Annotated in this window: 11 protein-coding genes; all 11 read left to right on the forward strand. The window is 77.5% G+C overall.

From position 1 onward, the window contains the following. The first annotated feature begins 78 nt into the window (after nt 1-78). Entirely contained in the window at nt 79-1,566 is a 1,488-nt protein-coding gene (locus KOV94_RS15160; protein WP_124342388.1) for a DUF3375 domain-containing protein, read from the forward strand. Then, nucleotides 1,559-2,374 (forward strand): DUF4194 domain-containing protein, encoded by an 816-nt coding sequence (locus KOV94_RS15165; RefSeq protein ID WP_371852344.1) that lies wholly within the window; start codon nt 1,559-1,561, stop codon nt 2,372-2,374. Before KOV94_RS15160 ends, KOV94_RS15165 begins: the two co-directional genes overlap by 8 nt. After that, a complete protein-coding gene (locus KOV94_RS15170) occupies nt 2,371-5,745 on the forward strand; it encodes an ATP-binding protein (RefSeq protein WP_218052493.1) in 3,375 nt (1,124 codons plus the stop codon). Before KOV94_RS15165 ends, KOV94_RS15170 begins: the two co-directional genes overlap by 4 nt. Nucleotides 5,746-5,959: 214 nt before the next feature. Beyond that, nucleotides 5,960-6,511 carry a PAS domain-containing protein gene (locus KOV94_RS15175; RefSeq protein WP_218052494.1) on the forward strand — a complete coding sequence of 184 codons (552 nt, stop codon included), beginning with the start codon at nt 5,960-5,962 and terminating at the stop codon, nt 6,509-6,511. Next, nucleotides 6,508-7,407 carry a methyl-accepting chemotaxis protein gene (locus tag KOV94_RS15180; RefSeq protein ID WP_124344682.1) on the forward strand — a complete coding sequence of 300 codons (900 nt, stop codon included), beginning with the start codon at nt 6,508-6,510 and terminating at the stop codon, nt 7,405-7,407. Before KOV94_RS15175 ends, KOV94_RS15180 begins: the two co-directional genes overlap by 4 nt. Before the next feature lie 68 nt (nt 7,408-7,475). Then, entirely contained in the window at nt 7,476-7,862 is a 387-nt protein-coding gene (locus KOV94_RS15185) for an iron chaperone (protein WP_124344683.1), read from the forward strand. A gap of 9 nt (nt 7,863-7,871) precedes the next feature. Next, entirely contained in the window at nt 7,872-8,267 is a 396-nt protein-coding gene (locus KOV94_RS15190; RefSeq protein ID WP_124344684.1) for an MmcQ/YjbR family DNA-binding protein, read from the forward strand. 72 nt (nt 8,268-8,339) lie between these two features. Further along, on the forward strand, nt 8,340-11,381 hold the full coding sequence (locus tag KOV94_RS15195) for a hypothetical protein (protein WP_218052495.1): 3,042 nt from the start codon (nt 8,340-8,342) through the stop codon (nt 11,379-11,381). Continuing rightward, a complete protein-coding gene (locus KOV94_RS15200; protein ID WP_218052496.1) occupies nt 11,378-14,128 on the forward strand; it encodes an FtsX-like permease family protein in 2,751 nt (916 codons plus the stop codon). Before KOV94_RS15195 ends, KOV94_RS15200 begins: the two co-directional genes overlap by 4 nt. After that, nucleotides 14,125-15,105, forward strand: coding sequence for an ABC transporter ATP-binding protein (locus tag KOV94_RS15205; RefSeq protein WP_124344299.1), 981 nt, complete (start codon nt 14,125-14,127; stop codon nt 15,103-15,105). Before KOV94_RS15200 ends, KOV94_RS15205 begins: the two co-directional genes overlap by 4 nt. Next, a partial coding sequence (locus KOV94_RS15210) for an ABC transporter ATP-binding protein (RefSeq protein ID WP_218052497.1) occupies nt 15,102-15,653 on the forward strand: 552 nt, incomplete at its 3' end. The genes KOV94_RS15205 and KOV94_RS15210, both read left to right, overlap by 4 nt.

A 15,653-nucleotide genomic window follows, 5' to 3' on the forward strand; every position in this document is an offset into this window, starting at 1 on the left:
GCGACGCCCGCACCGGTCGCGGCGCGCGGGTGACCGGTGGTCGGGCGTCGGGCCCGCGTCCACCTACGCTGTGCGGCGATGATCTCTCGTGTCGAAGGCGCGTACCTGGGTGCGGTCCGGGCGTTCCAGAACCCGATGCTGGACCTGCTGCACAAGCGGCACGCCCCGCTGGTCGTCGCGCTGCTCTCCGTGACGTTCACCGCCGAGCGCCCGACGGTCGCCGTCGCCGACGCGCACACCGAGATCGGCGACGCCCTCGACCAGCTCCGCGCCGCCGGCCACGGCGACACCCTGCCGGCCGGCGGTCCGCGCGAGCTGTGCCGGCAGTGGGCCGAGGCGGGCTGGCTGGTCCGCCAGGTGCTCGACGACGACGTCGAGGTCTACCGGCTGTCGGCGCACGCGGTCGGTGCGCTCGAGGTCGCGGGCCGTGCGGGTGGCGCGCGGGCGCGCGTGTCGCAGTCGCGGGTCCGGACGCTGCTCGACGCGGTCGGGCGGCTCGCGCAGGACGCCGACCCCGACGTGCTCGTGCGGATGGCCCGGCTGGACGCCGAGATCGGCCGCCTGCAGGCCGAGCTCGACCGCGTGCAGCGCACGGGCACGGTCGAGACGGTCGACGACGAGGAGCTGCTCGAGGAGGCCGAGAACGTCCTGCACCTCGTGCGCGAGCTCCCCGCGGACTTCGCGCGCGTCGCGGAGTCGATCAAGGCCATGCAGCGCGACGTCGTCACGGCGCTCCGGCAGGACGAGCGCCCCACGGGCGACGTGCTGCGCGAGTACCTCGCGCGCGGCGAGCAGGTCATGGAGTCGACCACGGAAGGCCGGGCGTTCGCCGGGGCGCTGCGGCTCATCGGCGACCCGCACCGGCTCGACGAGCTCGCCGCGCAGCTCGACGTCGTGCTGCGGCACCGGTTCTCCCGCCGTCTCGGACCGCAGCAGCGCACCGAGCTGCGCGAGGTCGTCCGACGCATCGAGCAGGGGCTCGACCAGGTGTTCGCCGCGCAGCGCGAGGCGTCGTCCGTCATCACGTCGCAGGTCCGCCACCACGACCCGCTGCGCGACCGGCAGGTCGACGCGCTCCTGCGTGACGTCATGACGGGCCTGCAGGCGTGGATGCCCGACGCGCGGCGCTCCCAGCCGGTCGACCCGCTGCGCCGACTCCCGGTCGCCGACGTCGAGCACCTGCGGCAGACGACCGGCGCGCTCCAGCCCCCGGAGCCGCCCGCTCCGCTGACCGACTGGGACGACGACGGCGACGTCGCGAGCGGCGACGCCCTCGCGTGGGGCGGGCCGCACTACGCCGAGCTCGACGCGCACCTCGCGGCGTTCGCGACCGACGGCGTCACGGCGGACCCCGACGGCGTGGACGTCGCCGCGGTGTTCGACGCCGCCCCGGACGCCCTGCGCCGGCCCGTGGACCTCCTGGGCCTGCTCGAGCTCGCGCACGCCCACGGCATGACGGAGACCGACCGCGTCGCGCTCGTCGACGCGGTCCGGCCCGACGGCGCCCGCCGACGCCTCGCGTTCGGCGGCGTCACGATCCGCACGAAGGACGACACCGATGACTGACGCCCCGACCGTCGCGACCGACGCCGACGCGCAGGACGACGCCGTCGACCTGCCGGACGCCGTCGACGCGCCCGACGCCACGGACCTCCCCGACGCGCCCGACGACGTCGACACCGGAGACCTCGCGACGCCCGACGAGCGCGGCGGGTTCATCGCGCCCGTGCCGATGGAGGAGGACCCCGCGGAGCTGTTCGCCGGCGACTCCGGCACGCTCGACGCCGACGTGCGCCGCGTGCTCGTGCGGCTGCTGCAGCGCCGCTTCCTCGTGGCCGACCGCAACCGCGCGCAGTGGCGCACGCTGCTCGAGAACCAGCAGGTGATCGAGTCGCGGCTGCACGACCTGTTCGTGCACCTCGTCGTCGACCACGACCGCGGCATCGCGTACAAGCGGCAGGTCCGCTCGGCCGAGCTCGACGTGCCCGTGCTGCTGCGCGACGACGCGTACTCGCGTGCCGAGACCCTCGTCCTCGTGCACCTGCGCACGGTGTTCCAGCGCGAGCGCGGCGCGGGGGAGACGTCGGTGCGCGTCGACGTCGAGGAGATCGAGCAGACCGCGCTCACGTACTTCGACCCCGACGACACGAACGTCGCGGGCCACCAGCGCGAGATCCGCGCGGCGGTCGCGCGGCTCGCGAAGGAAGGGCTGATCGAGGAGGAGTCGGAGGGGCGGTTCCGCGTGACGCCGCTCGTCGAGGTCGTGCTGAGCAACGAGCGGCTCACCGAGCTGCGCGCGTGGCTCGGCGAGCAGGTCCGCGCCGCGAGCGGGGTGCAGGTCCGCGGCGGCGCGGGCGAGGAGGACGTCCGATGACGATGGTCGACACCCTGTTCGGGCTGATCCCGGAGGCGTCGACGGGGCAGCAGTGGGTCGCGCGCGACCTGCAGCTCGTCAACTGGGGCGGGTACGACGGCCACCACCGCGTGCGGCTCGCGTCGACCGCGACGCTGCTGTCGGGCGGCTCGGGGTCGGGCAAGTCGACGCTCATGGACGCGTACATCGCACTGCTGATGCCGCACACCACGCCGTTCAACGGCGCGTCGAACGGCGGCGTCGTGGGCCGGCCGCGCGGCAAGGACCAGCGCAACATCCTGTCCTACGCGCGCGGCAAGCTCGACGAGTCGCGCACCGACGAGGGCAGCACGCGGCAGCGCGTGCTGCGCGGCGACGGTCGCGACACCTGGTCCGCGATCGCGATGACGTGGACGGACCAGGGCGGCACCGAGCTCACGGCCGTGCGCGCCTGGTACGTGCCGTCGGCCGCGCGCACGCTCGAGGAGGTCGTCGCGGTCCGCGCGACGCGCGACGGGTCGTTCGACCTGCGCACGCTCGAGGACGCCGCGGCGCACCGGTTCGCCCGTCCCGCGCTCACCGAGGCGGGGCTGACCGTCTTCGACACCGACCGCGACCTCACCGCGCGCCTGCACGCGACGCTCGGCATCGGCGCGTCCGGCGACGGCGCCAAGGCCGTCGCGCTGCTCGGTCGCATCCAGGCCGGGCAGCAGATCACGACCGTCGACGCGCTCTACAAGGCGATGGTGCTCGAGGAGCCCGACACGTACGCGACGGCCGACGCCGTCGTCGAGCAGTTCGACAAGCTCTCCGGCACGCGCGACCAGATGGTCACCGCACGCCAGCAGGTCAAGGCGCTCGAGCCGATCCGCGGGCTGCGCGCCGAGATCGACGAGGCCGCCGACCGGCTGCGCGTCATCGACGAGATCGGCACGTTCGACGAGCCCGCGTCGCCCGCCGCGCTGTGGAAGCACGAGCGCCGCCTCGACCTGCTGCGCGACGCCGAGGCGGACCTGCAGCGCCGCCAGCACCGCGCGCGCGACCACGTCGCCGAGACGCAGGCGCGGATCGCCGCGGCCCGCTCGGAGCTCGACGGCGTCAAGGAGACCCTGTGGTCGTCCGGCGGCGACCGCCTCGCGCACGCGCAGCGCGAGCTCGCCGCGACCGAGGCGCGCGCGCAGGAGGTCGCCCGCACCCGCACGCGGCTCGACGACCTGCTGCGCGCCCTGCCGGGGGAGACCGTCGCGAGCGAGGCGCAGCTCGCCGACCTCGTCGCCCGGGCGCACACGACGCTCGCGGACGGCGGTGCGCGTCGCCGGTCCTTCGACGAGCTCGCCGACGCGCGGTCCGAGCGCAAGGAGGCTGCGGCCGACCTCGCCGAGCTCCAGTCGGAGCGCCGCGACGTGGAGCGCCGACGCGACAACATCCCGCGCGACCTGCACGCCGCGCGCGCGGCCCTCGCCCAGGCGGCCGGCCTGACGCCCGAGGACCTCCCGTTCGTCGCCGAGCTCGTCGAGGTGCGCACCGAGCACGAGCCGTGGCGCGACGCGTTCAACCTCGCGCTCGGCGGCTTCGCGACCGTCCTGCTGATCGACGCCGCGCACCTGCGCGCGTTCCGCGCCGCGATCGACACCGTGCCGACCGCCCGCCGCATCCAGTTCCAGGGCGTGCCGACCGGCGGCCCCGACGACGTCGCGCTCGACTCGCGCACGCTGCCCGGGCGGCTCGACTTCCGCAGCGGCCCGTTCACCGCGTGGCTGCGCAGCGAGCTCGCGCAGCGGTTCGACCACGTCTGCGTCGACACCCCCGGCGAGCTCGCGCAGCACGCGAAGGCGCTGACCCGGACCGGGCAGGTGTCGCAGGGCACGCGCGGCGCGCACGGCGGGCAGGGGCACGCGAACGTCCTCGGCTTCACCAACACCCGGCGCCTCGCGTTCCTCGACCAGCAGATCGCGCGCGCTCAGCAGCGGCTGGAGCTCGCCTCCGCGCGGGTCACGGAGGCGGAGGCGCAGCTCGACGAGGGCGACGCCCGGCGGCGCGCGTACGAGCAGGTCGTCGGTGTGACGTGGGAGCAGGTCGACGTCGCCGCGGTCGAGGCCACGCGCGCCCGGTGGGCGCAGGTCGTCGACGAGGTCACCGCGGGCAACCCGCAGATCGCCGACCTGCAGCGCCGCGCCGACGAGCTGGACACGACCATCACGGCGCTCACCGAGCTGCTCGGCCGCACCAAGGCCGACGCGCAGGCGCTCGGCGAGCGGTGGTCGACCACGACCGACGAGGTCGACGCCGCGCAGCGGGCTCTCGACGAGGCGACCGCGTCCGGCACGACCGTCGGCCCCGCGCAGCGCGCGTACGTCGAAGGGCTGCTCGACGGCGGGCCCGAGGCGACCGCGCCCGCGCCCGACGCGGTCGACGCGCTGCGGGCGCTCGACGACGTGCTCGCCCGTGCCAACGCCCTGCTGCTCGCCGACCGGCAGGCCGCGCAGCAGCGCATCGGTGCCGCCCGCGACGCGCTGTGCCGCACGTTCGAGACGTTCGTCGAGCGCTGGCCCGACCCGAACCTCGGCACCGACCCCGACGCGTCGTACGCGGACTTCGTGCGCGTGCTCGTCGACCTCGAGACCAGCGGGCTGCACGAGCTCGAGGCCGAGTGGCGCCGCAGCCTCCTGCGGCTGTCCGGCAACGACCTCGCCGACCTGCACAGCGCGCTCGCGCGGTCGGTCCGGGAGATCAAGGAGCGCATCCGGCCGGTCAACGACATCCTCGCCGACCTGCCGTTCGCCGACGACGACCACCGGCTGCGGATCGACGCGCGCGACACGCAGTCGACCGTCGTCGCCCGGTTCCGCAAGGAGCTGCGCGACCTGCGCGAGGTCCTCGCGACCGACGCGACCGACGCGGAGCGCGAGCGCCGGTACGTGCGGATGGCGAAGGTCGTCGACCGGATCCGCCGCACCGCGCCCGACTTCGCCGACCTCGTCGACGTGCGACGGCACGTGCGGCTGTCGGCCGAGAAGGTCGACCTCGAGGGCCGGCACGTCGCGCTGTACGACCACATCGGCGAGAAGTCCGGCGGCGAGTCGCAGGAGCTCGTCGCGTTCATCGTCGGCGCAGCGCTGCGCTACCAGCTCGGCGACGCGGGCGCCGAACGCCCCCGCTACGCGCCCGTGTTCCTCGACGAGGCGCTCATCAAGGCCGACGCCCGGTTCACCGGGCGCGCGATCGGGGCGTGGCGCGGGCTCGGCTTCCAGCTCGTCATCGGCGCGCCCAACGACAAGTTCAGCGCGCTCGAGCCGCACGTCGACCTGGCCTACGTCGTCCTCAAGGACGCGTCGGGGCGGTCGCGCACCAAGCCGGTCGTCGGCGTCCCGGACGGCACGACGACCCCCTGACGCGCGCGACGCCGGGCGCCGTCACGACGTGCCCGGCGTCACACGCGCTTCGCCCGGCGGTCGGGACGGAGGTCCCACGGGGGGCGACGGCGGACGGCCACGTCGGGACGTGTCACCCGTTCGCCGCACGCGGGCGCTTCACCGCGAGCCGCCCAGCCGGGAGCGTCGGTCCGTCGCGTGCCGACGCGGCGCAGACGACAGCCCGGGGAGCGACGTGCGACAAGCGACAGCCGTGGTCCCGACGTCCGAGGAACGGACGTTCGGCCGCGAGGAGATCATCGTCTCGAAGACCGACCCGCAGGGGCGGATCACGTACGCGAACGACGTGTTCGTGCGCGTGTCCGGCTACCGGCGCGACGAGCTGCTCGGGCGGCCGCACTCGCTCATCCGGCACCCGGACATGCCGCGCGCGATCTTCCGCACGCTCTGGGACACCGTGCAGCAGGGGCAGGAGATCTTCGCGTACGTGAAGAACCTCGCCGCGGACGGCGCGTACTACTGGGTGCTCGCGCACGTCACGCCCTCGACCGACGAGACCGGCGCGACCGTCGGCTACCACTCGAACCGGCGGCTGCCCGACCCCTCCGCGGTGCGCGCCGCCGAGGAGCTGTACGGCGTCCTGCTGGCCGAGGAGAGCCGGCACGCCACGGGCAACGCCGCGGTCGAGGCGTCGTCGGCCGTGCTCGCCGACCTCCTCGCGGGTGACGGGACGACGTACGACGCCTGGGTGTGGGACATCATCAACAGCCACGGCGGCACGCGATGAGGCGGCCCGCGAGGGCCTCCGTCGCGCCGCCCGCACCGACCGCACCGGCCGTCGACCCGGCCGTGCTCGCCCCGCTCGTCGAGACGCTGCGGCGCGCGTCGTCCGGCGACCTGGAGGCCCGCGTGCCCGAGCAGACCGACCCGACGCTCGCCGAGCTGGGCGACCGGCTCAACGGGCTGCTCGACGTGGTCGACGCGTTCGTCCGCGAGTCCGGCGCCGCGCTGACCGCGTCGGCGGAGGGCCGCTTCCACCGCACGCTCATCGAGCGCGGCATGCCGGGCGCGTACCGCGACGGCGCCCGGCGGATCAACTCCGCGCGCGACGTCATGCGCGACGCCGACGAGGCCGCGCACCGCGAGGAGGAGGTGCGTCAGGACATGGGCGCGCAGGCCGTCGAGGTGTCGCAGCACGTCGCCGCCGCGTCCACCGAGCTGGGTGCGTCCGCGCACGCGCTGCGGCACGCCGTCCGGCAGGGCGTCGACGAGCTCGAGTCGACCGTCGCGCTCGTGGCCCGGCTGCGCGAGGCGTCGTCGACGATCGGCGCCGCGGTGACGCTGATCCAGGACGTGTCCGCCAAGACCCGCCTGCTCGCGCTCAACGCGACCATCGAGGCCGCACGGGCCGGCGACCGGGGACGCGCGTTCGGGGTCGTCGCCGACGAGGTCAAGTCGCTGTCGGACCGCGTCGCGGCGTCGTCGGCGGAGATCGCGGAGCAGGTCGAGGAGGCGCAGCAGGCGTCGCGCGACGTCGACGCGTCGATCGGGAGGGTCGCCGGGCTGATCGCGGAGATCGACGACGCCGCGGCCGGCGTCGCCGAGGCCGCGGGGCACGACGCGGGCGGGCTGGCGCGGATGGCGGAGACCCTGCGCGCCGACGTCGGCCGCTTCGCGGGCTGACGCGCGTCCGGGGGCCGGTGCGCGTCCGCCCCTGGCCCGCCGCGTGGTCGCGCCCCTACCGTGGACGCATGGCCCGTGGTGACGCGCCCGCGACGAGCGTCGAGGAGTACCTGGACGCCCTGCCGCCCGACGACGCCCTCGCGCTGCGACAGGTGCGCGACGTGCTCCTGGAGCTCGTGCCCGACGCCGGCCAGGTGATCTCCTACCAGGTCCCGTGCGTCACCTACCGCGGCACGGCGCTCGTCAGCCTCTCGCAGTCCCGGAACCACCTGAGCCTGCACGTGCAGGACCCGCCGCTGGCACGAGCGCTCGCCGACGAGGTCACCGAGGGCCGCTGGTCGGGCGCGACGCTGCACTTCACCGCCGCCGCGCCGCTGTCCCGTGCGACCCTCGAGCGAGTCGTCCAGGGACGCATGGCGGCGGTCGACGCCCGGCTCGCGGCCCGCGGGCGCTGAGGACCCGCCGTGGCGACCTGGGAGGACGTGGCGGCCGCCGTGACCGCGCTGCCCGACACCGCGGAGCCGACCCCGCGCCGCTGGACGGCGCACGGGCGCGGGCTCGTCTGGGAGCGGCCGCTGCGACGCTCGGACCACGAGGCGCTCGGCCCCGACGCGTGGCCGGGTGAGATCGTGTGCGTCCGCACGCCCGACCTCGACGCGAAGGACGCGCTGCTGGCGTCGGCGCCTGACGTCTGGTTCACGACGCCGCACTTCCACGGGTACCCCGCGGTGCTCGCGCGCCTCGAACGCCTCGACGCGGACGAGGCCGCGGAGGTCGTGACCGACGGGTGGCTGTCGCTCGTGCCGAGGCGGACCGCGCGGGCCTGGCTCGACGCCCACCCGGAGGTCGCGCCCGGCTGACACCGGCGGGTGCTGCTGGTCGGTCGTCCAGCGCGTGAGAGGATCGCGCGACCGACCCCCGGAGGACCTCGCGTGAGAACCAGCCGCCTGCTGCTGCGCCGTGCGCGCGCGCAGGTCGGGCTCCTCGCGCTGGTCGCCCTCCTCGTCGCGGTCGTGGCCGCCACGGTCGCCGGGACGCTCGCCGCGACGCTCGGCGGTGCACGCGACGGCGCGCGTGACGCGCTCGCCGCGGCGGGTCCCGACGGTGCGCTCCAGGTGTCGACCCGGCGCGACGCCGACGACCCCGACGGCCAGCGTGCCGCGGCCGACGACGCGCTGCGCGACGCGCTCGGCGACCGGCCGGTGCACGTGTCCCGGACGCTGCGCTCGCTGTCGCTCGCGGTCACCGCGCCCGACGGCTCCGACCGCAGCCTCGTGCTCGCGGCCGAGCCGGACCTCCCGGACGTCGCCCACGTCGTCGACGGCGCGTGGCCCGTGGGTGCCGGCGGCACGGCGGGCACCGTCGAGGACCCCGACCCGACGGCGCTGCACGCGGCGGCAGCCGACGTGCTCGGCGTGCAGGTCGGCGACACGCTCGTCGTCACGTCGGACGAGGGAGCGACGCGCGTGCTGCGCGCCGTCGCCACCTGGCGCCCCGACGACGCGTCGGACCCGCGCTGGGCGGGCGACACGCTGGTCGCGACGGGGACCGGCGACGCGGTGGGGCCGGCCGTCGTGGACGAGCACGTCCTCGCCGCGGTCCCCGGCATCGACCTCGTCCGCTGGACGGTCGTCCCCGCGCTCGACCGCGTCGGGCCCGGTGACCTCGCGCCCGTCGCCGACGGGCTCGACCGGTTCGTCGCGGACGCCCAGACGTCGGTCCAGTCCGGGGGCCTGTCGACGTCGGGCGCGCTCGTCGACACGCTGCGCCGCACCGACGCGGCGCTCACCGCGGCCTCCGCCGTCACCGGGGCGGCCCTCGCGCTCGTCGCGGTGGTCGCGATCGTCGCGCTCGCCCAGGTGGCCCGCCTGCTCGGGGCCGTGCGCGCGACCGAGACGACCGTCCTGCGCTCGCGCGGCACGACCGTCGGCCAGCTCACCGCCGCGGCGGCGATCGAGGCGGTCGTGGTGTGCGTCCCGCCCGCGTTCGGCGGTGCCCTGGTCGCCGCCGCCCTGGTCGGCCGCGGCACGGGGCCGGTCGTGGTGGTCGCCGCCGGGCTCGCCGTCGTCGCCGCGGGCCTCACGACCCTCACGCTCGGCGCCCGCGGCGCCGCCGCACGCGCCGGTGACCGCAGCGACCCCGCCGGTCGCCGGTCCCGGACGGTCGCGACGGGCGGTGTCGTGCTGGTCGTGCTCGCCGCCGGGCTCGCGACCTGGCGTCTGGTCCGCTCGGCGGGCGGGGCGGCACCCGTGGCCGACGCCGCCAGGCTCGGGCCGCCGACCGCCGCCGAGCCCGCGGCCGTCGCCGCGGTCCCGCTCGGCGTGCTCGCCGTCGCGCTGCTCGCGGCCGCGCTGCTTCCGTGGGTGACCGGGCTCGTCGCGCGCCTGGTCGGCCCGCGCTCGGGTCTCGTGGTCCCGCTCGCGGCGCGCCAGGTCGCACGGCGTGCGGCCGTGTACGCGGTGCCCGTCGTCCTCGTCACGCTCGCGACGGCGACCGGGGCGCTGGCCGCGGTGCACGTCGGGACGACCGGCGAGCAGCGGCGCACGGCGGCGGCCGCGGCGACCGGCGCCGACGTGCGCCTCGTCCTCACGGACGTGCCGCCGCCTGACGTGGACGTGACGCCGCCGACCGCCGGCCTCGGCGCGGTGCCCGGCGCCGACGGCGTCCCGGTGCTGCGCGCGACCGCGGGCTCGGCGTCGCGGGTGGGCACCCTGCTCGCGCTGCCGGCCGACGACGCCGCGGCCGTCCGCACCGACGGCGTCCCGGGCCTGCGCCGCGCGCTCGCCGACCTCGCACCCGCCGCGGGGTGGCCCGTGCCTGCGGGGACGACGGCCGTGCGCGTCACGGCGGACGTCGACGGTGCCGCGACGGCCGCGCGCGTGTGGTGGGCCGGTCCGGACGGCGTGCTGCGGGCCACCACCGCGACCCGTGCCGCCGGCCGGTGGTCCGCCGCGCCGCCCGACGCGGGTCGGTGGACGGTGCAGGGCGTCGAGCTCGCCGCCGGCGGGTCGGCCCGGCAGGTCGTGGTCACCGAGGTCGTGGCCGAGGGCCCGGACGGCCCGGTCGACCTTCTCGCCACGGGTCCGTGGTCCGTCGCCGTGCCCGGCCTGGAGCCGCTCGTCGTGACCGCCGACGGCCCGGACGTGACACTGCCCGGCACGGGCGCCGCCGTCCCGGTCGTGCGCGTGCTGCCCGGCACCGCGGCACCCCTGCCGCTCGTCGTCTCCGCGGACTGGGCGGCGGTCGACGGCCTCGCACCCGGCTCCCCGCTCACCGTCCGCGTGGACGACCACCCGGTCGACGCGGTCGTGGCCTCCGTGCAGCCGGTCGTCCCCGGCGCGCCGGGACGCGCCGCCCTCGCCGACCTGCGCGCCGCGGAGGCCGCCCTGCTCGCCGCGGCACCCGTGCCACCCACGCCGACCGAGGTCTGGTACGCGGCCGGCGACCCGATCGTGACCGCCGTCGCCGTCCGGGCCGCCGCCGACGACCGCGGGCTGCGCGCCACCGTCACCACCGCCGCCGCGCCCGCCGACGACCCCCTCACGCGCAGCGCCGGCGCCGCGCTCGTCGTCGCGGCCGCGTGCGCGCTCGCGGTCGCGCTCCCGGGCGTCGCCGCGGCGGTGCTCGCGCTCGGTCGCGCACGCCGCGCGGAGGTCGGCGTCCTGCACGCGCTCGGAGTCGCACCCCGCACGCAGGCCCGCGGCCGCGGCGCGGAGACCGGGACCGTGCTGGGGCTCGCCGTCGTCGTGGGCGCGCTCGGCGGCCTGCTGCTCGGCGTAACGCTCGGGCCCGCCCTCGTGCGGGTCGTCGCGACCGGGCCGGCAGCGCTCGTCGTGGCTCCGGCCGTGCAGCCGGGCGTCCTCGCCGCCCTGATCGGCGCCGCCGCGCTCGGCTGCGCGCTCGTCGCGCTCGGTGACGGGGCGCGCGTCCGCCGGTACGCCCTCACCGCGACCGTGCGGGAGGACGCGCGATGACCGCGACCGCGTCCGCACGTCCGGACCGCCGCGACCGGCGGCCCGCGCTGTCGAGCGCCCGGCTCGCGGCCCGCCAGCTGCGCACCGACCCCACGACCGCGGTGCTCGTCGTCCTCGCGACGTTCGTCGCCGCATGCGTCCTCGCGGCGTGGCCACGCACCGTCGACCGCGTCGTGGGGACCGACCAGGCCGACGGGGTCGGCCGGCTCGTCGCGACGCGGGTCGACCCGACGCGTGCGTCGTCGTGGCTCGTCGACACCGGCGGCGGCTCGGCCGACGCGCTCGACGACCTCGCCGCGCAGCGGGACACGCTGACCGCGACGGTCGCGTCCGCGGGCCCCGCTCTCCGCCCCCTGCTCGGCGAGGCCCACGTCGTGCTGTCCACGGACCGCTGGGTGGCCGACCGCGGGCCGCGCGACGTCGGCATCGCCGAGCTCACGGTCGGCGTCCGCGTCGACGGGCGGCTGCCCGACCTCGTGACCGTGGCCGACGGGCGCCTGCCCGCACCCGCCGACGTCGCCCCGCTCGCCCCGGGCGCGCCGCCGCGCACCGGCACCGGTCCGGACGCGCCGCTCGAGGTCGCGCTCTCGGTCGCGTCCGCCGCGCGCATCGGCTGGCAGGTCGGCGAGCTGCGCACGCTGCAGGGCGGCACCGGTGTCACGGCGGTGCTCGTCGGGACGTTCGAGGCCGCGGACCCCGACGACCCGACGTGGGCGCACCTCGACTCGACGTTCGCGCCGCAGGTCGTCGAGGACCCCGACGCCGGCACGCTCGTCACGGTCTTCCCCTACGCCGACCCCGGCGCGCTGCCGGTCCTCGCGGTCTCCGGGCCGCTCGCGTCCACGACGTGGTTCCCGCTCGACACCGGTCCCGTCGCGACGACCGACCGTGCTGCGCTGCTGACCGACCTGCGCGCGTTCCGCACCGCGACCGCGACCGACACCGAGCTCGACGCCGCGCTCCAGGCGCTCGAGCCCCGGCAGCGGCTCGTCGTCACGGTGCTCGGCGTGCTCGCCGCCGGACCCGCGGGCGTCGCCCTCGGCGTGCTGTGGCTCGCCGTCGCGCTCGGCGTCGAGCGACGCCGGGGGGCGCTCGTCCTGCTGCGCGCCCGGGGCGCGTCGACCGTCCTCGTCGGCGGGCTGGGCGCGGGCCAGGGCCTCGTGCTCGGCGTCCCCGCGGCCGTCGCCGGCGTGCTCGCCGCCGTCGCTCTCACCCCGGGCCCGACCACGCCGACCGACCTCGCCGTCCCGCTCGCCACGGGTCTGGCGCCCGCCGTGCTCCTCGGCGTGGCCGGTGCGCGCGTGCGCGCCACACGGGCGGCGCTCTCGGGGGCCCGACCCGTCGCCGCGGGTGCGGCGCGCACCGCCCGGTGGGTCGCCGAGGCCGTCGTCGTCGGTCTCGCGGTCCTCGCGGTCGTCGCCGTCCGGCAGCGCGGGCTCGCGGGCGACGCGCAGGGCGTCGACCCCGTGCTGCTCGCGCTGCCCGTGCTGCTCGCGCTCGCGGTCTGCGTGGTCGTGCTGCGCGTCCTGCCCGGACCCCTCGCGGCGCTCGCGCGCGCGCTCGCCCGACGGCGCGGGCTCGCGGGGTTCGTCGGTGCGGCGGGCGCGTCGCGGTCGCCGGCCGCGGGACTCGCACCGGTCGCCGCGGTCGCGCTCGGGGTCGCCGTCACGACGGCCTCGCTCGTCGTGCTCGGGACCATGGACGGCGGCGCGCGCCGGGCCGCGGCGGCCACGGTCGGGGCCGACGTCGCGGTCCAGGCGGACGGTGCCACCGCGGGCACGGTCGACGCGGTGCGGCGCACGCCCGGGGTCGCCGCGGTCGCCGCCGTCGCCGACGGGGGCGAGGTCGTCCTGCGCGCGGGCCGCGCGGGCGACGCGCTCGCGGTGCACGTCGTGGACCTCGCGGCGCTGCGCGCCGTGCAGGACGGCCTGCCCGGCGTCGACCCCGTTCCGGTCGCGCCGCGTGGCTCCGACGACAGCGTCGCCGTCGTGCTCGTCGGAGACGTCGAGGACGACCTGGACGACGAGCCCGTGCTCGACGCGGGCGGCTCGTCGGCCGCGGTCCCGGTCACGGTGCTCGCGACGCGGGCGACGGTGCCCGGCGCCACCGGCCCGTCGGCGGTGCTGGTCGACGACGCGAGCGCGCAGCGGCTGGGGCTGCGACCCGTCGTCGAGCGGCTGCTCGTGCGGACCGCCCCCGGTGCCGATCCCGCGGCGGTCGCGGCGGACGTCGCCGCCGTCGTCGCGGACGCCACCGGCGGGCGGCCGGCCACCGCGACCCGCGCCGCCGCGCTCGAGCGCGTCACGGGTGGTGCGCTCGTCGGTGGCGTCCGCACCGCGACGGCCGTCGCCACGGCGGCGTCGCTCGCGCTGAGCGCGCTCGCGCTCGGGCTCGGCGTCACGCTGGGCGCCCGGTCGCGCGGCCGGCTGCTCGCGCTGCTCACGACGCTCGGCGTGCCGACCCGCGACGCGCGTGCGCTCGTGCGGTGGGAGGTCCTGCCGTGGGCGCTCGTCGCGGTCGTCGCGGGGCTCGCGTCGGGCGCGCTGCTCGCGCCCGTCATGCTCGGGACGACCGACGTGTCCGTCCTCACGGGTGGGGCGGCACCGCCGCCGCCCACGCCCGGCACGGCCGGGCTCCTCGCGCTCGCCGCGACCTACGCGCTGCTCGTCGGGGGAGCGGTGCTCGCCGCCGTCGTCGGTGCGCGCCGCACGTCCGCCGTCACCGTCCTGCGGGAAGGGGAAGCATGACGACCACCACCCCGGAGATCCTGTGCGAGGACCTCGTGCGGATCTTCGTCACCGAGGGCGTCGAGGTGCAGGCGCTGCAGGGGCTCAACCTGCGCGTCGACGCGGGCGAGCTCGTGGCCGTCGTCGGCGCGTCCGGCTCGGGCAAGTCGACGCTGCTGACGATCCTGTCGGGCCTCGACCGGCCGACCGCCGGCACGGCCGTCGTCGCGGGCACGAACCTCGTGGCGATGGACGCCCGGCAGCGCCGCCGCTACCAGCGCGACGTCGTCGGGTTCGTCTGGCAGCAGACGTCGCGCAACCTCCTGCCGTACCTGACGGCGGCGGAGAACGTCGCGGTGCCGCTCGTCGTCGCGGGCACCGGCGGGCGGGCGGCGCGTGCCGCGGAGCTGCTCGACGTCATGGGGGTGGCCGACTGCCGCGACCGGCTGCCCGCGCAGATGTCGGGCGGTCAGCAGCAGCGCGTCGCGATCGCGACCGCGGTCGCCGCGTCCCCGCGCGTCCTGCTGGCCGACGAGCCGACGGGCGAGCTCGACGAGGCGACGTCCGCGGACGTGCTCGACGCGATGCGGCACGTCAACGCCGAGCTCGGCGTGACGACCCTCATCGTCACGCACGACCCGACGGTGTCCGAGCACGTCCACCGCACGGTCCAGATCCGTGACGGCCGCACGTCGACCGAGGTGCTGCGCCGCACCGAGCTCGGGGACGACGGCGTCGAGCGCCTGCACGCCGAGGAGTTCGCGGTGCTCGACAAGGTCGGGCGGCTGCAGCTGCCGCGCGAGGTCGTCGAGCGGCTCGACCTGCGCGACCGCGTGCGCCTCGGCCTCGAGCCGGACCACGTGCGGGTCTCGCGCCACGACCACGTCCCGGGGACGCCCGACGACGCTGCACCCGAGGACGCCGCCGGCGACGCGACCGGCGACGCGACCGGCGACGCGACCGGCGACCGCGCACGCGACGAGGAGGGACCGCGATGATCCGCGGCATCGGCCTGACCCGCACCTACGGCACCGGCGACGCGGTCGTGCACGCGCTGCGCGACGTCGACGTGCACGCCGCGCCCGGGGAGCTCGTCGTCGTCCGCGGACGCTCCGGCTCGGGAAAGACGTCCCTGCTGCACGTCCTGGGCGGCCTCGAGAAGCCCAGCGCGGGCCGCGTCGTCGTCGACGGCGCCGACCTCACCGCGCTCGACCCCGAGCAGGTCCTCGAGCTGCGCCGCACGCGCATCGCGTACGTGTTCCAGGCGTTCGGGCTGATCCCGGTCCTGTCGGCCGCGGAGAACGTCGAGGTCCCGCTGCGGATCCTGCGCACCGACCCCGCCGAGCGCGACCGCCGCGTGGCCGAGGCGCTCGCCGCCGTCGGGCTCGAGCGGCACGCCGCCCAGCGGCCCGCCGAGCTGTCCGGCGGCCAGCAGCAGCGCGTCGCGATCGCCCGCGCGCTCGTGCACCGTCCCGCGGTGCTCCTGGCCGACGAGCCGACCGGCCAGCTCGACAGCGGGACGGCCGCGGTCGTCATGGACCTGCTC

The sequence above is a fragment of the Cellulomonas algicola genome (assembly GCF_019024305.1).
Classification (GTDB): domain Bacteria; phylum Actinomycetota; class Actinomycetes; order Actinomycetales; family Cellulomonadaceae; genus Cellulomonas; species Cellulomonas algicola.